19 protein-coding genes are annotated in these 20,810 nt (G+C 66.8%); 9 read left to right on the top strand and 10 right to left on the bottom strand.

What is annotated here, in order from left to right; all coding sequences use genetic code 11:
* Window positions 1-37: 37 nt before the first annotated feature.
* The 4 genes from GQB03_RS05880 (at window position 38) to GQB03_RS05865 (ending at window position 4,351) form a co-directional block, all read left to right on the top strand.
* A complete protein-coding gene (locus GQB03_RS05880; protein WP_159685954.1) occupies window positions 38-1,516 on the top strand; it encodes a DegQ family serine endoprotease in 1,479 nt (492 codons plus the stop codon).
* A 59-nt stretch (window positions 1,517-1,575) separates the two neighbouring features.
* On the top strand, window positions 1,576-2,010 hold the full coding sequence (locus tag GQB03_RS05875) for a hypothetical protein (protein ID WP_159685951.1): 435 nt from the start codon (window positions 1,576-1,578) through the stop codon (window positions 2,008-2,010).
* 1 nt (window position 2,011) lies between these two features.
* Window positions 2,012-3,748, top strand: a complete 1,737-nt coding sequence (locus GQB03_RS05870) for an ABC transporter ATP-binding protein/permease (RefSeq protein ID WP_159685948.1) — start codon at window positions 2,012-2,014, stop codon at window positions 3,746-3,748.
* A 162-nt stretch (window positions 3,749-3,910) separates the two neighbouring features.
* Window positions 3,911-4,351, top strand: a complete 441-nt coding sequence (locus GQB03_RS05865; protein ID WP_159685945.1) for a hypothetical protein — start codon at window positions 3,911-3,913, stop codon at window positions 4,349-4,351.
* A 129-nt stretch (window positions 4,352-4,480) separates the two neighbouring features.
* Here the strand turns inward: GQB03_RS05865 and maiA are convergent, their stop codons facing one another.
* The 6 genes from maiA to GQB03_RS05835 all read right to left on the bottom strand — a co-directional run bounded on the left by maiA (window position 4,481) and on the right by GQB03_RS05835 (window position 9,720).
* A complete protein-coding gene (gene maiA, locus GQB03_RS05860) occupies window positions 4,481-5,128 on the bottom strand; it encodes a maleylacetoacetate isomerase (protein ID WP_159685942.1) in 648 nt (215 codons plus the stop codon).
* A gap of 17 nt (window positions 5,129-5,145) precedes the next feature.
* Complete coding sequence (locus tag GQB03_RS05855; protein ID WP_159685940.1) at window positions 5,146-6,471, bottom strand: TRAP transporter large permease; 1,326 nt, start codon at window positions 6,469-6,471, stop codon at window positions 5,146-5,148.
* A complete protein-coding gene (locus GQB03_RS05850) occupies window positions 6,468-7,010 on the bottom strand; it encodes a TRAP transporter small permease (protein WP_159685937.1) in 543 nt (180 codons plus the stop codon). The genes GQB03_RS05855 and GQB03_RS05850 overlap by 4 nt, the downstream gene beginning before the upstream one ends.
* 86 nt (window positions 7,011-7,096) lie before the next feature.
* On the bottom strand, window positions 7,097-8,134 hold the full coding sequence (locus GQB03_RS05845; RefSeq protein ID WP_159685934.1) for a TRAP transporter substrate-binding protein: 1,038 nt from the start codon (window positions 8,132-8,134) through the stop codon (window positions 7,097-7,099).
* A gap of 30 nt (window positions 8,135-8,164) precedes the next feature.
* On the bottom strand, window positions 8,165-9,175 hold the full coding sequence (locus GQB03_RS05840; protein WP_159685932.1) for a fumarylacetoacetate hydrolase family protein: 1,011 nt from the start codon (window positions 9,173-9,175) through the stop codon (window positions 8,165-8,167).
* The gene (locus GQB03_RS05835; protein WP_159685929.1) at window positions 9,172-9,720 is read right to left on the bottom strand and encodes a VOC family protein; all 549 of its coding nucleotides are present in this window, start codon (window positions 9,718-9,720) and stop codon (window positions 9,172-9,174) included. The genes GQB03_RS05840 and GQB03_RS05835 overlap by 4 nt, the downstream gene beginning before the upstream one ends.
* Window positions 9,721-9,859: 139 nt before the next feature.
* Here GQB03_RS05835 and GQB03_RS05830 point away from each other — a divergent pair, with 139 nt between their 5' ends.
* Window positions 9,860-10,768, top strand: coding sequence for a LysR family transcriptional regulator (locus tag GQB03_RS05830; RefSeq protein WP_159685926.1), 909 nt, complete (start codon window positions 9,860-9,862; stop codon window positions 10,766-10,768).
* 32 nt (window positions 10,769-10,800) lie between these two features.
* Here the strand turns inward: GQB03_RS05830 and GQB03_RS05825 are convergent, their stop codons facing one another.
* The 3 genes from GQB03_RS05825 to GQB03_RS05815 form a co-directional block, all read right to left on the bottom strand.
* A complete protein-coding gene (locus GQB03_RS05825; protein ID WP_159685923.1) occupies window positions 10,801-11,025 on the bottom strand; it encodes a DUF2783 domain-containing protein in 225 nt (74 codons plus the stop codon).
* 10 nt (window positions 11,026-11,035) lie between these two features.
* Complete coding sequence (locus GQB03_RS05820; protein WP_159685920.1) at window positions 11,036-12,712, bottom strand: FAD-dependent oxidoreductase; 1,677 nt, start codon at window positions 12,710-12,712, stop codon at window positions 11,036-11,038.
* Between the two features lie 125 nt (window positions 12,713-12,837).
* Entirely contained in the window at window positions 12,838-13,800 is a 963-nt protein-coding gene (locus tag GQB03_RS05815) for an MBL fold metallo-hydrolase (RefSeq protein WP_159685917.1), read from the bottom strand.
* 200 nt (window positions 13,801-14,000) lie between these two features.
* On the opposite strand from GQB03_RS05815, the gene GQB03_RS05810 reads away from it, so the two are divergent.
* From GQB03_RS05810 to GQB03_RS05795, 4 genes are all read left to right on the top strand, one after another.
* Window positions 14,001-14,798, top strand: a complete 798-nt coding sequence (locus GQB03_RS05810) for an IclR family transcriptional regulator (protein WP_159685914.1) — start codon at window positions 14,001-14,003, stop codon at window positions 14,796-14,798.
* Between the two features lie 194 nt (window positions 14,799-14,992).
* Window positions 14,993-16,813 (top strand): serine protease, encoded by a 1,821-nt coding sequence (locus GQB03_RS05805; RefSeq protein WP_159685911.1) that lies wholly within the window; start codon window positions 14,993-14,995, stop codon window positions 16,811-16,813.
* Entirely contained in the window at window positions 16,810-19,173 is a 2,364-nt protein-coding gene (locus GQB03_RS05800) for a serine protease (protein WP_159685909.1), read from the top strand. Before GQB03_RS05805 ends, GQB03_RS05800 begins: the two co-directional genes overlap by 4 nt.
* 62 nt (window positions 19,174-19,235) lie before the next feature.
* Window positions 19,236-19,967 carry an N-acetylmuramoyl-L-alanine amidase family protein gene (locus GQB03_RS05795; RefSeq protein ID WP_159685907.1) on the top strand — a complete coding sequence of 244 codons (732 nt, stop codon included), beginning with the start codon at window positions 19,236-19,238 and terminating at the stop codon, window positions 19,965-19,967.
* A gap of 111 nt (window positions 19,968-20,078) precedes the next feature.
* Here GQB03_RS05795 and GQB03_RS05790 read toward each other — a convergent pair whose 3' ends face one another.
* Entirely contained in the window at window positions 20,079-20,438 is a 360-nt protein-coding gene (locus tag GQB03_RS05790) for an excalibur calcium-binding domain-containing protein (RefSeq protein ID WP_200832124.1), read from the bottom strand.
* Window positions 20,439-20,810 lie beyond the last annotated feature (372 nt).

Below are 20,810 nucleotides of genomic sequence, written 5' to 3'. Positions count from 1 at the left end.
GAGAAGCCCTCGCAGTTCTTCACGCAAGGAGTCAGACATGAACACAACCGCACTCAAACTCTCCGCAGGTGCGCTGGCCGTGGCCCTGGCCGTTGGCGGCGGTTACGAATTCGCGCGTCACTCGGTCTCGTCGGCGCATGCTGCGCCGGCTCCGGTCAGCACCATGGCCACTGCGCCGGCTGCGGCGCCGACGGTACCTACCATCTCGATGCCGAATTTCGAGTCGATCGTCGAACGCAACGGTCCGGCGGTGGTGAATATCAGTGTGGAAGGCACGGTCAAGACTTCCGCGCGTGCCGCAAGCCCCTTCGGCAACCTCGACCCCAATGATCCGTTCTCGCAGTTCTTCCGCCGCTTCGGCCCGCAGTTCCAGATGCCGCAGGGCGAGCAGATGGTGCGCGGCCAGGGCTCGGGCTTCATCATCAGCCCGGATGGCGTCATCCTGACTAATGCACACGTGGTCGCCGAAGCCGATGTGGTACGCGTCAAGCTCACCGACAAGCGCGAATTCACCGCCAAGGTGATCGGCATCGACAAACCCACCGATGTGGCGGTGCTGAAGATCGACGCCACCAACCTGCCTACGGTGGCGCTCGGCGATCCGGCCAGCGCGCGGGTCGGCGACTGGGTGCTCGCCATCGGCTCGCCGTTCGGCTTCGAGAACAGCGTGACCGCCGGCATCATCTCGGCCAAATCCCGCTCCCTGCCCGACGAAGGCTACGTGCCGTTCATCCAGACCGACGTGGCGGTCAACCCGGGCAACTCGGGCGGCCCGCTGCTCAACCTCAAGGGGGAAGTCGTGGGTATCAATTCGCAGATCTATTCCCGCTCGGGCGGCTACCAGGGTCTTTCCTTCGCCATCCCGATCGACGTCGCGGCCCATGTCAAGGACCAGATCCTTGCCAGCGGCAAGGTTACCCGCGGTCGCATGGGCGTCATGATCCAGGACCTCAATCAGGGTCTGGCCCAGTCCTTTGGACTCAAATCCGCCAACGGCGCGCTGGTGAGCCAGGTCGAAAAGAATGGCCCGGCTGCCAAGGCCGGGCTCGAACCGGGTGACGTGATCCTCGGCGTCGACGGCCGCGACATCGGCAACTCGAGCGACCTGCCTCCACTCGTCGCCGCGATGAAGCCCGGTACCAAGGCCGATCTGACGGTGTGGCGCAAGGGTGCGCGCAAGGACATCACGGTCACGGTGGGCGAACTCAAGGACACCCAGACCGCGGCAAACGACAGCTCGCCCGCGGACCAGGGGCGGCTCGGTGTGGCGGTTCGTCCGCTGACCCCGGAGGAACAACAGCAGGCCGACACCAAGGGCGGTCTGCTGGTCCTCGATGCAGCCGGACCTGCGGCCCGCGCCGGCATCCAGCAGGGTGACCTGATCCTGGCCGTCAATGGCAAGGCGATCGACAGCGTGGACCAGCTCAAGAGCGCTGTCGGCAAATCGGGCAAGCACATCGCGGTGCTTGTGCAGCGCCAGGATGCGCGCATCTTCGTGCCGATCGAGCTCGGCTGACGACCCACACCGGCCCCGTCCTCGCGACGGGGCCGCGCTATCCACAAGGCGATGAACGGATGACATCCCGACGAACAAGAGATCCAATCCTGCGCGGCTTCATGCGTGCGGCGGCGATCGCCTTCGCGCTCGGCGCCGACAGCATCCCGGCCCTCGCCGACGACGACCTCCCCGAGGCTCTCCCCAACAGCAGTGCACAGGTTCGCGCAGCCGGGCACAGGTCGGACGCCGTGCGCAATGGCCAGTCCCGGAACGCCAGTCTTACCCTGGAACCGCGCTGGCGGGGTGTGCCCGATCCGGCCGCCCAACTTCGGCTGCTCGACGGGCACGGGCACAAACTGCTGCAGAGCCCGGTGCATGGGCATTGCAGCTTCGGCGGCCTGCAGGCCGGCCCGTGTACGCTGCTGGTCAAGACCTCCGGGCACACCACCCTGCACCGGATGGAACTCATCGCCGGCCGAACCATCGTGCTCGAACTCGAGATGGACGCCTGACATGTCGTCCCCACCGGTACGGCCCAACCGACTGGTCCTGGCGTGGCGACTGGCCGCCCCGTTCTGGCGCACCCGCGAGAGCCGCCCGGCGCTGGCCCTGCTCGTCGGGGTGGTCGGCCTGACCCTCGGCACCGTGTGGCTGAACGTCCAGTTCAACAGCTGGAACAGCGCTTTCTACAACAGCCTGCAGGGCAAGGACGCCGCCGCTTTCGGCCACCAGCTGCTGATCTTCTCGGGCCTCGCCACGGCCTTCATTGTCGCCGCGGTGTATCGCCTCTATCTCAACCAGCTGCTGCAGATGCGCTGGCGCGAATGGATGACCGCGCGCCTGCTCGGGCGCTGGCTGGAGAGCGGTATCCAGTACCGCATGCGCTTCGCCGACGGCGGCAGCCCGGACAACCCGGACCAGCGGATCGCCGAGGACGTGCGGCTGTTCGTGTCGTCCACGCTGGAACTCGGGCTGGGCCTGCTCAACGCGGTGGTGACCCTGGTTTCGTTCGCCGGCATCCTGTGGGTGCTGTCGGGCGACTATGTGCTGCCGGTCGCCGGCGGCATCCGCATCCCCGGTTTCATGTTGTGGGCGGCACTGGTCTATTCGATCGTCGGCTCCTGGCTGATCCACCGGCTGGGCCGGCCGCTGACGCATCTCAATGCCGAGCAGCAGCGCCGCGAGGCGGATTTCCGCTTCGGCCTGGTGCGCGCTCGCGAGCACGGCGAGGCGATCGCCCTGTCGCGCTCCGAGCAGGCCGAGCAGGTACGCCTCAAAGGCGCCTTCGGCCTGTTGCTCGACAACTGGTACGCCCTGATCCTGCGCATCAAACGGCTCACCTGGTTTTCGTCCGGTTACGGCCAGCTCGCGGTGATCTTTCCTTTTCTGGCCGCGGCACCGCGCTATTTCTCGGGCGGCATCGAACTGGGCGGACTGATGCAGACCGCCCAGGCCTTCGACCAGGTCCAGGGCGCGACCAGCTGGTTCGTCGATGCCTACGCCAGCCTCGCCGAATGGTTTGCCACCATTGACCGCCTGAGCGGTTTCGAAGCGGCCATCGCCGCAACCCATGCACAGGCGGGCCGCAGCGGGATCAGCCGCAGCACCGGTGGCGAAGGTGTCACGATCGAGGGCCTCGAGACGCGCCGACCCGACGGTACGGTCCTCGGTCGCCTCGACGCCCTGACGCTGTCCCCGGGAGAGCACGCGCTCATTGCCGGCCCCTCGGGCATCGGCAAGAGCACTCTGCTGCGCGCGCTGGCCGGACTGTGGCCGCATGGCAGAGGCTCGCTCACCGTACCTGCGGAAGCGGACAGCCTGTTCCTGCCACAGCAGCCCTACCTGCCGGCGGGAAGCTTGCGCGAAGTACTCGGTGATGAGTACGATGCGTCGGATGCACGCCTGCAGCAGGTGCTGGACGAAGTTCTTCTGCCTGAACTGGCTCATCGGCTCGACACCCGTCGCGACTGGAGTCGCGAACTGTCGCCCGGCGAGCAGCAGCGCCTGGCCTTTGCGCGGGTCCTCCTGAAAAAGCCACGCTGGGTATTCCTGGACGAAGCGACTTCGGCGCTCGACGAAGCCACCGAAGCCCGCCTCTACGAGTTGCTGCAACGCGAGCTGCCGGACACGACCGTGGTGAGCGTCGCCCATCGCAGCAGCCTTGCCCGTCATCACCGGCGCCGCATCGAACTGGGCGACACACCTCAGGCACCCGCCCCCGCGCCGACCGCACTTGCGCTGGAAACCTGAAATGCGATCTATTTACATGCTGAAACCCTGTTCGTCAGAAAGAAATACGAAAATTCGGGGAACCCTCTTGCACTGCAATAATCAGTCCCCAACTACCCTTCTCAACCTTCGGCCTCAGGCCGACAATGGACGCACAACGTCCATCGCACCACGGAGTTCGACATGAGCAGGAAATCCGATCTGGCCATGCGCCAATTGCTGTGCACCGCCGCCGTAGCCCTGGCCGTCCCCACTGCCGCGGGCACCGCACATGCAGCTCCGCTGACCGGAAAGCAATCGATGACTGGCGTAGAAAGCAAGCGCAACTCCCGTACCCGGGGACGCGCCGAAGAAGAGGCGGCACAGGCCGCATTGTTTCCCCTGACCCTGCGTCCGGTCGCGCGGACCACCGATGAAGAGACATCGGACGCGATCCAGGTCCGCGTTGAAGATGCCAGCGGCCGGCGGGTGATCCTCGCCCGTGCCCACGGCAAGTGCGTGGTCGGCCCGCTGCCCGCCGGTGAATATACGGTGCACCTCAAGGCGGGCAACCGTACCGAAGAGCACGCCATGCTGCTCGGCGCCGGCAAGCGCGGCTTGCTGCGCTACGAACTGGGTGCCTGATCCGGCACACGTTTCAGCCGACCCGATCCCGGTGCATGGTGCGCGCCGGAATCGGGCTGGTCATGCTTCGGCAGTGATGGGGAAAAACGTCCGCTGCCGCAACAATGCGGCGGCGGCTTCGCACGAAGCTCACTCAGCGTCCGGCTGCACTGCGGGCGCCGCAGCCTGGAAGGCCGGCAGGGCCTCGCAGGCGTCGACGATCGCTGTCACGGTCGGCAGGTCATCGAGCCTGCAGTCGAAACGCCGCGCATTGTAGACCTGCGGGACCAGGCAGCAGTCCGCCAGCGTCGGCGTGTCTCCATGGCAGAAGCGGCCGCGCCGGGACGCCTGCAGCAACATCGCCTCGACGGTGGCCAGACCTTGCTCCACCCAGTGCCGGTACCACGCGTTCTTCTGCTCGTCGCTCACCCCCAGCGGCCCCTGCAGGTACTTGAGCACGCGCAGGTTATTCACCGGATGAATGTCACATGCCACCGCCTGGGCGATGCCGCGGATGCGTGCGCGATCCAGCGCGCTGCCGGGCAGCAGCGGGGGCTCGGGGTGGCACTCGTCCAGATACTCGATGATCGCCAGCGACTGCGTCAGCAGGGTGCCGTCTTCGGTCTCGAGCGCAGGCACCAGGCCGGCCGGATTGACCGCCAGGTAGGCGGGCTTGCGATGCTGCCCACCCTCCTTCACGAGGTGCACCGCCACACTCTGGTATTCGATGCCCTTGAGGCCGAGGGCGATGCGCACGCGGTAGGCCGCGGATGAACGGAAGTAGGTGTAAAGCTTCATGAGGATCTCCGGGGTCTTCAACCACCGAGCAGATGGACCAGCCACAGCGCGATGGCGGGGAAGAAGGCGATCAGCACGATGCGCAGCAGATCCGAGGCAAGGAAAGGCAGCACGCCGCGGAAGGTCTCCTTCATCGGGACGTCTTTGGCCAGCGAATTGATGATGAACACGTTCATGCCGACCGGCGGCGTGATCAGGCCGATCTCGACCACCATCAAGGCGAGGATGCCGAACCAGATCGCCTTGTCGCCCTGATCCAGCCCCCAGTAATCCAGCCCCATGATGATCGGCAGGAACACCGGGATGGTGAGCAGGATCATCGACAGGCTGTCCATCACGCAGCCCAGCACGAGGTAGGCGAGGATCATCGCGAACAGCACCAGCATCGGCGGCAGACCGCTGCCCAGCACCCATTCGGCGATCGCCACCGGCATCTGCGACAGCGCCAGGAAGGCGTTGAGCACGTCGGCGCCGAGCAGGATCAGGAAGATCATCGCCGTCGCCTCGGCCGCGCCGAGCACCGCCGCGACGAACTCGCGCCAGCGCATCTCGCGCGAGATCACCGCCAGCGCAGTGGTGGCGAAGGTGCCCACCGCGGCCGCCTCGGTGGGCGTGAAGATGCCGCCATAGATGCCGCCGATGACGGTGACGAACACCGCCAGGATCGGCCACACCCGGCCCAGCGCATGCAGCCGGGCGCGCCACGGCAGCGGCGCCGAGGCCGGGCCGCTGCCGGGCACGAAGCGCGCATACAGACTCACCACCAGCATGTAGCCAAACATGGCGATGAGCCCCGGCACCAGCGCGGCCATGAACAGTGCGGCGACGTTCTGCTCGGCCAGGATGGCGTAGATCACCAGCACCACCGAGGGTGGGATGAGGATGCCCAGCGTGCCGCCGGCCGCCAGCGCACCGGTGGCGAGCGAGGGCGAGTAGTGGCAGCGGCGCAGCTCGGGCAGCGCGACCTGGCCCATGGTGGCGGCAGTGGCCAGCGAGGAACCGCAGATCGCGCCGAAGCCGGCGCAGGCGCCGATGGCGCTCATCGCCACGCCGCCGGGATAGTGGCCGAGGAAGGCGTTGGTGGCCTCGAACAGCCGGCGCGACAGGCCGCCCTTTGAGGCGATGTTGCCCATCAGCAGGAAGAGCGGCACCACCGACAGGTCGTAAACCGAGAAGCGACCGTAGGCCAGGTTCTTGAAGTAGCTCATCAGCGGGTCCCAGCCGGACACCAGGGTATAGCCGATGGAGCCGCCGAGCAGCATGGCCATGCCGATGTGCACCCGCAGGGCGAGCAGCACCAGGGTGAAGGCGCCGATGGTGAAACCGATTTCGACGCTCGTCATTCCATGCCCCCTTCGCTGTGCAGCACGCCTTTCCAGGCGGTGTAGGCGGCGGTCAGGCCGAGCAGGAAGAAACCGGGGCCGAGCGTGGTGTAGGACCACCACAGCGGCCAGCCGAGCAGCATGGTGGTCTCGCCCGTCTGATAGGCCTCCCAGGCGCCGGCAAAACTGCGCCAGGAGATGATGAAGGCCAGCACCGTCAGGATGATCGCGGCGATGCGGTCAAGCACGCGGCGCACGGCCGGCGAGGCGGTGTGGGTGAAGAAATCGACGATCACGTGCGCGTTCTTCATCTGCGCCCAGGGCAGGAAGGCGGCCACGGCGAGCGCGCAGCCCATCTGCACCAGCTCGACATCGCCGAGCACCGGCTCGTCGGTCAGCCAGCGGCCGACCACGCTGTACACCGACACCCCGCAGATGGCGAACAGCACCAGGCTGCCGCCGATGGCGGAGAGCTTCGACCAGCCGTAGAGGAAGCGTCCGAGGGGGTCGCGCGGACGCGGATCCGGCGCATCGCCGGATCGGGGAATTGCTTCAGCCATGGAAATCTCTCGGTCTGAGGCGCGCGTCGCGGACGCGCTGGCGATTCGGCGGCCGGGGCCCGCGATGCGCCCCGGCCGCCGTCGTCTTATTGTGCGTTGTACTTCTGGATCAGGCTCTTGGCGGTATCGAGCATGGCCTGGCCCTGGTAGCCCTTGCCATCCATCTCCTTGACCCAGCCGGCCGCCAGCTTGTCGGTGACCTTGCGCCACTTGGCCAGCTCGTCGGCCGAGATCATGGCGAACTGGTTGCCGTGCTCGACCGCCTTCTCACGCGCCGGCGGGGCGGAGACATCCCAGGCCTTGCCGATCGAGGCCGAGAAGTCGGCGCCCGAGTTGGCGTCGATGACCTTCTTCAGGTCGTCCGGCAGGCTGTCGTACTTGGCCGGGTTCATGGCCACGATGAACAGCGCGGTGTACAGCGAGGGCTGCGATTTGTCGGTCTCGGAGTGGTACTTGGTCATCTCGTGCAACTTGACCGCCGGAATCACTTCCCAGGGCAGCACGTAGCCGTCGACCACGCCCTTGGACACCGCCTCGGCCACGGCCGGCAGCGGCATCGCCACCGGGGTGGCGCCGAAGGCGGCGATCATCTTGTTGGTCAGGCGCGTCGGTGCGCGCATCTTGAGGCCGCGGAAGTCCGACAGCTTGGTGATCGGGTGCTTGTTGTTGTGAACATAGCCTTCGTCATGCACATGGAAGGCCAGCGGCTTGACCTTGGCGAAGTCTTCCTTGCCGAACTGCTCGTAGTAGTGCCAGGCGGCGCGGCTGGCCGGCTCGGCGCGGTTGGTCATGAAGGGCAGCTCGAAGACTTCCATCGAGGGGTAGCGGCCGGCGGTGTAGCCGGGCAGCGTCCACACGATATCGGCTACGCCGTCCTGCACCTGTTGGATCAGCTGCGGCGGGGTACCGCCAAGCTGCATCGCCGGGTAGATCTGGCACTTCATGCGGCCGGCCGAGTCCTTCTCGATCTTCGCGCACCAGGGTTCCAGCACCTTCTGCTGGCTCATCGCCGTGGGCGGCCAGAAATGCGCCACCTTGAGGATGATCGGGTCGGCCGCGCCGACGCCACCCGCACCGAGAGTTGCACAGATGGCGAGCACGCCACTTCGAATGATTTTTTTCATGTCCTTGTCTCCTCCGTCTTGCTGCAATGCTCAGCGCGCGAGCGGCGCCACGGTGTTTTCGATGCGGCCGAAGATGCTCTCGCCCGCGGCATCAAGCATCTCGACCGTGACCGTATCGCCAGTCTTCATGAAGGGCGTCTGCGGCTTGCCCTGCTCGATGGTCTCGTAGGTACGCAGCTCGGCGAGGCAGCAGTAGCCCACGCCGCCGTTGTCGATCGACGACCCCCACAGGTCGCCCTGCTTGTTGGAGACGGTGCCCGAGCCGATGATCGAGCCCGCCTCGAGTTCGCGCGTCTTCGCCACATGGGCGATCAGCTGGCCGAAATCGAAGGTCATGTCCACGCCGGCCTCCGGCTTGCCGAACAGCTTGCCGTTGAGATGCACCACCAGCGGCCGGTGGAGCTTGGCGCCCTGCCAGGCGTCGCCGAGCTCGTCCGGCGTCACCGCCACCGGGCTGAAGGCGCTGGCCGGCTTGGACTGGAAGAAACCAAAGCCCTTGGCCAGCTCGGCGGGGATGAGGTTGCGCAGCGACACATCGTTGACCAGCATCACCAGCCGGATCGCCTTCGCCGCCTCGGCCGGGGTCGCACCCAGCGGCACGTCGCCGGTGACCACCGTGACCTCCGCTTCGAAGTCGATTCCCCAGGCCTCGTCGGCAACGATCGCGTCGCGCGGACCGATGAAGCTGTCCGAGCCACCCTGGTACATCAGTGGATCGGTGTAGAACGAAGCCGGAACCTCGGCATTGCGTGCCCGGCGCACCAGTTCCACATGGTTGATATAGGCCGAACCGTCTGCCCACTGGTAGGCCCGCGGCAGCGGCGAATGGCAGGCCGCGGGATCGAAGGGCTCGGCTTCGAGCGCACCGCTGTTGAGCGCCTCATACACCTGGCGCAGTTGCACCTCGAGTTCGCCCCAGTTATCGAGCGCAGCCTGCAGCGTGCGGGCAATCACCGGCACCGCGCGGCAACGGGTCAGGTCGCGGCTGACCACCACCAGCGTGCCGTCACGCCCGCCTGTCTTGAGGGTTGCAAGTTTCACTGGAACATCTCCTTGTAGCGTCCGTCGTGCATCCAGGCGGCGTGCTTGGGCGCCTTCTTGGTCTGCGCCCATTCCTCGAGCATGTCCCACTTCACTTCGTCGAGGGCCTCGAGCATGCCCGGCCGCAGCGTGTTTGCGGCAAGTTCGAGACGGTGGCCGTTGGGGTCGAAGAAATAGATGGATTGGAACAGCGCGTGGTCGGTGGGGCCGACCACCTCGACGCCCCCGGCCTCGAGGCGCGCCTTGGCCGCCATGAGAGTTTCGACCGAGTCCACCTCGAGCGCCAGGTGCTGGGTCCAGGCCGGGGTGTTCTCGTCGCGCCCCATGGCCTTGCGGGTCGGCAGCTCGAAGAACGCCAGCACGTTGCCCATGCCCGCGTCCATGAAGATGTGCATGTAGGGGTCGGCCTCGCCGGTGGATGGCACCGCATCCTCGGCAATCGAAAGCACCAGCTTCATGCTCAGGTGCTTCTCGTACCAGCGGGCAGTTTCGAGCGCGTCCTTGCAGCGGTACGCGACGTGATGGATCTTGCGGATCAATGACATGGCTGTCTCCTTCGTTTTTCGTTCGCTGCCCTTGCCGGGCAGGTGCCGGCGGCCTTGACGCACCGCTGATGGATTCATTACAGCGCAAACGGATCTATCATACAAACGACTTTTTACGATCGATTTATCGGATTTTCAGATGAATATCACCCTCAAGCAGCTGCGCGCCTTCATTGCCGTATCGCGTACCGGCAGCTTCACCCTCGCCGCCGAAAGCCTGTTCATCACCCAGTCGGCCCTCTCCGGCCTGATCAAGGAGCTCGAACAGGCGCTCGGCCTGCGGCTGTTCGACCGCAGCACCCGGCGCATCCAGCTCTCCGAAGTGGGACGCAACATCTATCCGCTGATCGACAAGATCCTCGACGACCTCGACGGCGTGCTCGACGAGGTATCCAAGCTCAAGGCGCTGCGCAAGGGTCTGGTGCGAATCGCCGCGCCGCAGCTGATGGCCTCGACCCTGCTGCCGGAAGTGATCGCCGCCTACGGGGTGGCGCACCCCGAGATCGAGATCCGCCTGGTGGACTGCGCGGTGGAGAGCGTGGTGTCCCGCGTCTTCTCCGGCGAAGTTGATTTCGGGGTCGGACCGGAGCGGGATTCGAACTCCGAGATCACCGCCACGACCCTGTTCGAACTGCCCTTCGTGGCGGTCTTTCCGCCCGGCCATGCGCTCGCCGGGCAGCACGAGGTGAGCTGGGCGGATCTCGCCGAGCACCCGCTGATCACCCTGCAAGGCCAGTTCACCGAACGCCTCGCGGTCGACCTCGGCAGCGCGCCCCGCAGCCGCGCGCTCGAGCCGCACACCTCGGTGGCCTTCATGTCCACCGCGCTGTCGATGGTGAATGCCGGCCTCGGCGTGACGATCTGCATCACCTACGCCGCTTCGCTGGTGAGGCTGTACCGCCTCGAGATGCGCCCACTCGTCGATCCGCAGGTCACCCGACGCTTCTACGTATTCACACGGAATAATCGTTCGCTTTCGCCGGCGGCGCAGAGCTTCCGGGACTTCCTTTTTCGCTACGTGGCCGAGCATGCGGGCTTCGGCGAATAGTGGGCGCCCGCCGCCCGCCACGCGGGCCCCCGCTACACCCCTTCGCAGGCGATCTTCATCGCCTCGCGCAGCACCGAGATGTCGCCGACGTGATTGGCGAGGAGCAGGATCAGCCGCGCATTGACCATGGCCGACTGCTCGTCCGAGAGATCTCGATGCATGTCGATGAGCGACTCGTAGAAGTCATCGCCCGGACTGAAGGTCTGGAAGTAGCGCTTGCCGGGTTCGGAGAAGTTGTTGGTGGTGATCAGTGACATGGTGTTCTCCTCAGGCGTTGCAGGTGGCCACGGCAAGGGCGGCGGCGATGCGACCCGCGTCGAAGCTGCGCCAGCGGGCGGCGACGTGCTGGTCGGGGCGGATCAGGTAGCAGGTGCCGACGCGCGCGTCATAGCGCTCGGCGACGCGCCCCTTGCTGTCGAACACGCTGGCCAGCCCGGTCGGCGCGACGCCGCCGCGTGCCACCACGATGGCCTGCACCGGGATCGGCGCGTCGGCCAGCCCGGCCAGCGCCTGCGCCTGCGCAGCATCGATTGCCGAGGCATCGTCGGCGAAATACAGCAGCTGGAAGGCGTTGCCGACCGCCTTCAGCAGCCAGCGCTCCCCGCCGGCGGCTTCCACCGGCGCGTCGTCCATCGGTGCGCCCGGCACCATGTCGCCGGCAAAATCGTCCGTATCCGGCGTGTTGAGCGTCGATTCGGTGAGGTAGGCCGGCACCGAAAGCCGGCCGGAATTGACCAGCGCGCGCGCAAAGGGATAGTGCTCGGCGAGGCCCAGAACGGCATTGCGGAAGGTCTTGCTGGTGGTGCTCTTGGGGGTGATGAAATCGGTCGAGCGGGTCGAGTTCATGATGTTCTCGTCCGCGGCGAAGACGCGCTCGCGCGAGTAGCTGTCGAGCAGCGATGCCGGCGCCTTGCCGTCCATCACCAGCTTGAGCTTCCACACCAGGTTGTCGGTGTCCTGGATGCCCGAGTTGGCACCGCGCGCACCGAAAGGTGACACCTGATGCGCCGCATCACCCACGAACAGTACGCGCCCGTGGCGGAATTCGTGCATGCGACGGCACTGGAAGGTATACACGCTGACCCACTCGAGCTCGAACTCACGATCGTCGCCGAGCATCGCCTTGATGCGCGGGATGACCTTCTCCGGCTTTTTCTCTTCCTGCGGGTCGGCATCCCAGCCGAGCTGGAAATCGATGCGGAAGACGTTGTCGGCCTGGCGGTGCAGCAGCACCGACTGGTTGCGGTGGAAGGGCGGATCGAACCAGAACCAGCGCTCGGTCGGGAAATCGGCCTTCATCACCACATCGGCGATCAGGAAGCGGTCCATGAAGATCTTGCCTTCGATGTCCAGCCCCAGCATGGTGCGGATCGGGCTGCGGGCGCCGTCGGCCACCACCAGCCAGTCGGTCTCGATCTGGTACATGCCGTCCGGCGCCTCGACCTGAAGCGTCACCAGCTCCGCCCCCGGCTGCACCGAGACCACGCTGCTCTTCCAGCGCATCTCGAGCCCGGGCAGCTGGCGCGCCCGGCGCACCAGGTAGTCTTCGAGGTAATACTGCTGCAGGTTGATCATGCCCGGACGGTGATGATCGGGCTGCGGACAGAGATTGAAGTTGTACACCTCCTCTTCACGGAAGAAGGTGCGACCGACGTTCCAGGTGACGCCCTTGTCCACCATCTCGTCACCGCAGCCGAGCCTGTCCAGCACTTCGAGCGTGCGCTTGGCATAGCACACCCCGCGCGAACCGATCGACACGGTGTCGTCGTTGTCGATCAGCAGCACCTGCTGCCCCTGCTGGGCCAGGTCGATGGCCGCGGCTAGGCCCACCGGGCCCGCTCCGACCACCACCACCGGATAATGCCCGGTGCCGGCACCGGTCTCGTCGGACAGCTCCGGCGGCCGCCGGTACTCGAATTTCGGATACTGATAGGTACTCAACACGACGTGTCCTCCTTTGGACTTTGGTAGCGGACCGCCGGTCTTGTGGGGACTTGCCGGCTGGTTCTCTGTGCATTCCCAGGCGGCGCCCCGCGGGCCGCCGCCGTCATCGCTGTCGGGGGGTTGCGTCAGCCTTCCTGCAGCGCGTGCCACATCTCCTTGTCACGCTGCGCGGTCCAGATGCGCGGGTGCTTGATGCCGCTGGCCTCGTCGACCGCGCGGGTGACGTCGAAGGGCAGGCAGTGCTCGTAGATGAAGACCTGGCCGAACTTGGGGTCCATGTTCCTGCGCGCATGCGCCATCGCCGCCTTGAGATCCATGTTCTGCGCCACCGCTTCGCGAGCCGAGGCAAACAAGGTGGTGACGAAGTCGCGGGTGTAGGCCAGGCCTTCGGCGACCTTCTGCGGGCTGGTCAGGGCCGGGCCGCGGCCCGGGACCAGCTTTTCGGCCCCCAGCGCAGCAATCGCGTCGAGCGTTGCCGGCCATTCCTCGAGCTGGGCATCGCCGGTGTAGCAGGCCGCGTCGCATTCGACCAGATCGCCCGAGAACAACACCTTCTCGGCCGGCACCCACACCACCGTGTCGCCCTTGGTGTGGCCGGGCCCGAGGTGCATCACCTTCACCTCCAGCTTGCCCATCCACAGCGTCATCTCTTCCTTGAACACCATCGTCGGCCAGGTCAGGCCAGGCACCGACTCGAAGTTCTGGAACAGCCGCGGGAAACGCTCGTACTCGGAGCGCATGTCCTGTTCGCCGCGCTCGACGATCATCTCGTAGGTGCCCTGGCTGGCGATGATCTGCTCCATGCCTTCGGCCTTGTAGCCCGAGGCACCAAGCACGCGAACCGCGTGGTAGTGCGACAGCACCACGTACTTGATCGGCGCCTGGCTGATCTTGCGGATCTCGGCGATGAGGTTCTGCGCCATCAGCGGCGTTGCCAGGGTGTCGCAGATCAGCACGGCCTCGTCGGTGATGATCACCCCGGTGTTGGGATCACCCCCGGCGGTGTAGGCCCAGCAGTGCTCGGAGAGCTGTTCGAAAGTGGTCTTCTTTTCTTCCAGATCGGCCTGCGAGGCAAAGGCTTTGCTCATGTGCGTGCTCCTGAATTCATCTGTGCGGGGACCGGCGGGACGGCTGCGATGCCAACTCGACCGCGCCGAGTTGAGGTGTATCCTAGCTACGAATTCGTTATTGGTCAATCTATTTGCTATTGATTAATTTTTATCCTGAACCCTGACCAGCCTTTCGTGACCGCGAACCTGCTAACATCGCCCGCCGAAAGGGGACATCAATGAGCGCTGTGGAAAAGGACCGTCGGGGCATCCAGTCGATCGAGGTAGGCGGCAACCTGCTGCAGGCGCTGGTGCGCAATGGCGCGCCGATGATGCTGCGCGATCTGGCGCGCGAAGCCGGCATGCCGCCCGCCAAGGCCCACCCTTACCTGGTGAGCTTCGGCAAGCTCGGGCTGATCGAGCAGGACGCGCTCACCGGCCGCTACGGCCTCGGTCCCTTCGCGCTGCAGATGGGCCTCGCCGCCCTGCATGGCCTCGACCCGCTACGCGTGGCCCTGGCCGAGATCGCGCCGCTGGCCGACGAGATCCAGCTCAACATCGCCGTCGCAGTGTGGGGCAACCACGGCCCGACGGTGGTACGGATCGAGGAATGCAGCAAGCCGATCCATGTGAACATGCGCCCCGGCACCGTCATGACACCCCTCATGGCTTCCGCCACCGGCCGCCTCTTCGCCGCCTTCCTGCCGGACCGCATCACCCGGCCGATCATCGAGGGCGAGCTCGCCAGGCTGGTCCTCGTCGACCAGCCCACGCCGCGCCCCTCGCGCAAGCTCGCCGACGAGATGCTCGACGAAGTCCGCCACCACGGCCTCGCCCGCGCCCTCGGCAACCCGATCCCCGGCATCAACGCCTTCTCCGCGCCGGTGTTCGACAGCGGCGGCAACATCGCCCTGTGCATTACCGCGATGGGGCCTGCCGGCACCTTCGAAACCGAATGGGACAGCCCCACCGCCAGCAAGCTGCTCGCCTGCGCGCGCGAGATCTCGCGACGGCTCGGCTTCACCGGGCAGTCCTGAACAGCGCCACGACGCAGCCTGCCGGCGGCGGCAAACGCAACGCACTGCACCCCGCCAAGAAATCCGTTTGGGATATTTACTGGCACGGCGTTCCCGGGTACGCTCCGCTCCATTCCAGCCCGGCCTGTCGAATCGCATCGAAGCGGGCGCAACCGCGGAGCGCCCCCCCCTCCACAGCAACGGAGCCGACGACGATGGGCCGTCTCATCAAACTCCTGGCAAGCCTATGCTTGCTCGCCAGCGCGCCATTGGCTAACGCAATGACCGCAGCCGAGATCCACGCCCGCATCGCACCGGCAGTGTTCCCGCTCGAGTTGCTGGACGCGGACGGAAACACGATCACGCGACGCAGCGCGGTGCAGGTCACCGCCACGCGGCTGATCACGCAATGCGAAGGCCTGGAGAACGCGGTACGGCTTCAGCTCGAAGGCGCCGCCGGCATGCGCGCGGTGCAATTGCTCGCCCGTGACGACGAACATCGACTGTGCCTGCTCGAAGCCGACAGCACAGCGGGCGCCACCCCGTTGGCCATCGACACCCCCCTTCTGGCCGGCGCCGGCAGCCGGGTCTATGCGATCGCCAGCACGCAGGACTTCGGAGTCGGCATTGCCGACGGCGTCATAGCCGGCATCCGCCATGGCCGCGACGGCCCTTCGATCCAGTTCACCGCACCACTCACCCGAAGCGCTGCGGGTGGCGCACTGGTGGACGAGCATGGGCGGCTCATCGGTATCATCGACGACCCCTCGTACGGGGGGCACAACGTAAGCTTCGCACAACCGGTTACGCTGCTCTCGGGCCTGGAATCGCGCGCTGCGGCCCGCGCCGCCGACCACGCGCGCAGCAGCCGCGCGGGAGAGTTCATCCGCAACGGCAACTGGGATGCACTTGAAGCCATGAGCGCGGAATGGACCGCCGCCGACCCGCGTTCCACACAGGCATGCGCCTTCCACGCTCGCGCTGCCGCAGAGCGTGGCGACTGGCCGAACGCCGAGATCCGGTGGCGGAAACTGCTCGCCCTGCAACCCGACTCACGACCAGCCCTTGCCGGCCTGGTGGTCAGCCTGCTGCGTCAGCAACGGCGCGACGAGGCACTCGCGACCAGCACCGCAGCGCTCGCCGGAAACGACGGCGACGCCGATCTGCTGCAACTTCACGCCGGCATGCTCGCCGCAGCCGGTCGCACGAACGAGGCCGAAGCCGCGTATCGTCAGGTGGTCGAGCGCGATCCATGGCAGATCGGTGCATGGGCAGGGCTCGCTGCGCTTGCCGGCCAGCGCGGCGACCATGATGCGGCGGTTCACATCTGGGCGCGCATTGGCGGCCTGCTGCCCGAGGACCCCCGGGTCCGCCTGGCACTCGTCGAAGCGCTTCTGAAGGCGGATCAACCACAGCGTGCCTGGCGCAACCTCGCGCGGCTCCCCGAAGCCATCGCTGGCACGCCCGCCGCGATTCGCCTGCGGGCCCTGACCCTGCAGCGTCTCGGCCGAACCCGCGACGCCGTCGCCCTGCTCCGCGATGCGGGCGCCAACGCCGGCGACGCGGGCCAACGCGCGGACGCGCTGCTCACCCTGTCGATCCTCTACGCCAAACAGCAGCGTTGGCCGCAGGCGATCCAGGCCGCGGGCGCGGCCGTGGCGCTGCAGCCGGAAAACGATCAGGCTCGTTTCTGGCAGGCGGTCCATCTCAAGGACGGCGGTCGTCCGCAGGAAGCGCTCGTGATCACCTCCGACCTGATCGTGCGCCAGGCCGCAGACGTCAATGCCTGGCGACAGCACGGCTTCGTGCTGGCCATCCTCGACCGGCAGGCCGAGGCGATTCCGGCGCTGCGCAAATCCCTTCAATTCGACCCGCGACAGACCAAGGTGTGGGGCGCCCTGATCGAAGCCCTCCATGCGGCCGGAGACCGCGACGGGGTACGCAAGGCCTGCGTCACGATGCGCGAAGTCGACGCCGCGAAGGCGGACGAGTCCTGCACCGGCCTCATGACGCTCTACCAGGCGTTGCCGCAATGAAGCGCCTGGCATTCGCCCACCTGCTCGCCTTCGCGCTGCCTGGCCTCCTCCCCGGACCGGCGGCCGGGGCGGCCGATCCCGCGGGTCCCGATGCGATCTATGCGCTCGTCGCGCCGGGCGTCGTCACGATTCGCGTGTTCGACGAGACCGACCACGAGCTGGGCCAGGGAAGCGCTGTCGTGGTGGCGCCCCGCCTGCTGGCCACCAACTGCCATGTGATCCGCGATGGCGCCCGCATCGAGGCGGATTCGGGCGCCGCCCCGTTGCCCGCACAGCGACACGGAGAAGACGAATCAATCGACCTCTGCCTGCTGCAGGTCGACGGACTCGCCACGCGCCCGGCACCGCGGCGCAAGCTCTCCGAACTCGCCGTGGGCGAGCCCGTCGTGGCGGTTGGCAACCCGCTCGGCTTCGGGCTCGCCGCCAGCTCGGGCATCGCCGTCGCCACCCCCGGGCAGAGCGGCCAATCGCGCTTCATCACCTCGGCCCCCGTCTCGCCCGGCTCGAGCGGCGGAGGCCTGTTCGATCTGTCGGGCAGGCTCGTCGGTATCACCGCGGCCAGCCTGGGAACCGGCCAGCGATTGAGTCTCGCGATCGGTACCGACCGCATCGACGCACTGCTCGACCGCCCGTCTTCCAGCCGCCCCGCAATCACCATTCCCGAAGCCGAACCCGACCGCCCGCAAGAGGCCCTGCGACTGGCCGCGGCCAAAGACTGGCACGGGCTCGAAGAACTCAGCCGTCGCTGGATCTCCGAGCAAGCTGATTCCGCCCTCGCCCATTTCAACCTCGCCATGGCGCTCACCGAGACGAACCGTAGCGATGAAGCCGAAGAAGCCGTCGATGAGGCGCTCGCCAGGGACCCCTACCATGTGCTCGCGCTGGGTCAGAAGGCAATCCTGCGACATGCCCGCGGTGACCTTGCCGGTGCAGAGACACTGATCCAGCGCGCACGCAACGGATACCCGGCCAACGCCGGGGCACACCGCCTGCGCGCGGAATGGCTGCTGCACGCCAAGCGATACGACGAGGCCCGTAGCGAAGCGCTCGAGAGCCCCCGCCTGGATCCTTTGAATCAGAACGGCTGGGGCCTGCTGGGCCGCGTGGAAGACGCGCTCGGCAACCGCGCAGCCGCCACGCGGGCATTCGCAATCGCGCTCGAGCTGGGTGCAACCGAAGATGCCCTGCGCTTACGTCTGGCCGAACTGCAGGCGCAGCAAGGCGCTGGCGACAGCGCGCGCGCAACCATTGCCAATGCGCCGCCATCGTCGCAGGCGCCCACCTGGGAGCACATCGCCGCCAGCGAACTGGCCGGCGGCCGCTTGCGCGCAGCCGAGGACGCGGCCCGCAAGGCGGTTGCGCTGCGCCCCGATCACGCGACCGGCTGGGCCCTGCTCGGCGAGGTCCTCAATCACAGCAAGCGTGATGAAGAGGCCGAGCGCGCCTTCGACAAGGCAATCGCACTGGAGCGCGAAAATACGTCGCACATCGCCAATCGCGGCCTGGTGCGGCTGGCGCTCGGCCGCATTGACGCGGCAATCTCGGACGGCCGCCGAGCCACCGCGCTGTCGCCGCAGCAGCAGGCCGGTTGGCGCGTTCTGGCAATCGCCAGCATGCGCCAGAACGACTTTGCCGGCGCAGTCTCGAACTATCGCAAGCTCGAAAGCCTGGGGCCGGCGAACGTATCCGATCTGACCAGTCTCGGCGAGGCCCTCATCGCCACCGGCGGGACCGACGAAGGCATCGCGACCCTCAAGCGGGCGGAACGGATGGATGCCGCCAATACGCCCCTGTTGCTGTCGCTCGCAAAAGCCGTCGGCAACCGGGGCGATATCGAAGGCGCGCTCGCCTACCTCCTCCGCGCCGAAGCCATCGAACCCTCGAATGCCGTAGTGCGCAGCAGCAAGGGCTACGCCCTGATGCGCCTCGGCCGTCTCGATGAATCGGCACAGGCGCTGGAGACCGCAGTGCGCCTCGACCCCGATTCGATCAACGCCTGGGTCAACCTCGGCCAGACACAGATGAACAGGCGTCAATACGGCCGCGCGATCGAGGCGCTCGAAAAAGCGCTCTCACTGAATCCCGATGCAATGGACGCGCGTCTCTACCTGGCCCAGTCCTGCCTCGCCACCCGTCAGCCCGCCAAGGCACGCGAGCATAGCGGCCTCGTGCTCAAACGCAGTCCGAACCATCCCGGCGCGCTCGCCCTGCAGACCATGGGCTGGCTGATGCAAGGCGATGCGCAAAGCGCCGCAGTACCCTACGCGCGGCTGCGGGCGACAAACCCGGCCGCGGCACGCTCGATCCGGGAGCAAGCCCTGCGCGCCGGCGTGAGCGGTGCGGCCGCGCTACCGCAATAGCGCCAATCGGCGTCACAGCCTGTACCGACGAGCCGCGACCGAAACCGGCTAGACTCTGGCCCATGAACGCTTTGCTCCCGACACTGGCCCTCGCCGCCGCGCTCTGGGGGGCGCCTGCCCTTTGCGCCGCGCCAGTCCCGCGGGTCGCGGTGGACATCGGCCACACCCAGGCAGCGGGGGGCGCAACCAGCGCCCGCGGGCGGGCCGAATTCGAGTTCAACCGCGATCTCGCCCACGATCTGGTCGATGCCCTGCATGCGCGTGGAGCGGTCGTCACCCTGATCAACGACGACGGCCTCATCCCCTCGCTTGCCGCACGTCCCGAGGCAGCCGGCGAGGTCGACCTTTTCGTCTCGATCCATCACGACTCGGTCAGTGAATCCGAACTCGAGCCGTGGACCTGGAACGGTGAGCCGCAGACCTACTCTGACGTGTGGCAAGGCCACTCGCTATTCGTCTCGCGCGACAACCCCGACCTGCCGCGCAGCCTGCTATGCGCCCGCAGCATCGGCGCCCGCCTGCAGCACATGGGCTTCGTCCCCACCGACAAGAACGCCCGCCGTCGCCCGTGGGCCGACCAGCAGCTGGCGGTGCACTACTACGACAACCTGGTGGTCCTCTACCGCACGGCGCTGCCGGCGCTGCTGTTCGAAGCCGGGGTGATCAAGAACCGTGACGAGGAGCTGGCCCTGACGGACCCCGCCCGCCGCGCCCGCATGGCGGACGGGATCGCCACGGGAATCATGGCGTGCCTGTCGGTCGCGCCGCGGGAAGAGGGCGGCGAGCGGCCCTGAACGCTTCCGGCAGGCCCGGCGGTCGGGTCGCGCTCTTTCCCGGTTCACCGCGTTCGAAAATCACCGTGCGTCGCGAGCGGCCAGCCACTCGCGCCCTCGGGCAGGCCGAACTCAGTTACACCACTGCTTTTCACAAGGCACGCCGTCGTGGTCGCCGTCCATCTTCACGCTGGGGCAATTCCGGAGAAAGAAGGTGGCCTCCTCGCACGAATGCATCTGCGAGCAATACTGGCGACCATCGCAGCGGAAGCGTTTACGGCTCTCAGACTGCGGCGGCGGATCGAGCGGCCGAGGCCGGGACCGCGGAGCCTCCGCACGCTCGGCCACCTCAACCGCGGCTGCGGCCTGATGGCCCCCGGCTTCCCAGTATTTGCCGCCTTGCAAGACGAGGACGCCGAATATTGCCGACACGATGAGTTTCTGCATGATTTTCCCGTGACCTCCATGGCTTTTGCAGTACAGCTGGGTCATGAACGGAATCCGGTTCTGTGGCCCGGACCCGACACCTCGAAAATCTAACTCGCATACGCAGCGCACGCCAGCATTCAGCCGCTGGACACCGTTCAATGCAGCCCCTCTTCCGACCCCGTGCTCAAGCCCTGTCCGCCCCGCCCGTCATGCCGAGCCGATCGCTGTCCCGTCGTGAATGACGCGCAACAACACCTGCGGAAACCGGAGTCTCGTTATCGGCCGATCCGTTCGCCCTCCTCAGCGGGCTCCGCGTTTCCGCCGCATGGCCCGCCGCGGGCCATGCGGATGGCTCCATCGGGCGATGTCGCCGAGGGGTGGATCGAGCGACTCTTGATCATCACCGGAAGGCGCTTTTCTGCCTGCGCCTTTCGT

Source organism: Cognatazoarcus halotolerans (assembly GCF_009800965.1).
GTDB lineage: Bacteria > Pseudomonadota > Gammaproteobacteria > Burkholderiales > Rhodocyclaceae > Cognatazoarcus > Cognatazoarcus halotolerans.
The sequence above is the reverse complement of the archived record's forward strand: the minus strand, read 5'-3'. Positions and strand labels throughout refer to the sequence as shown.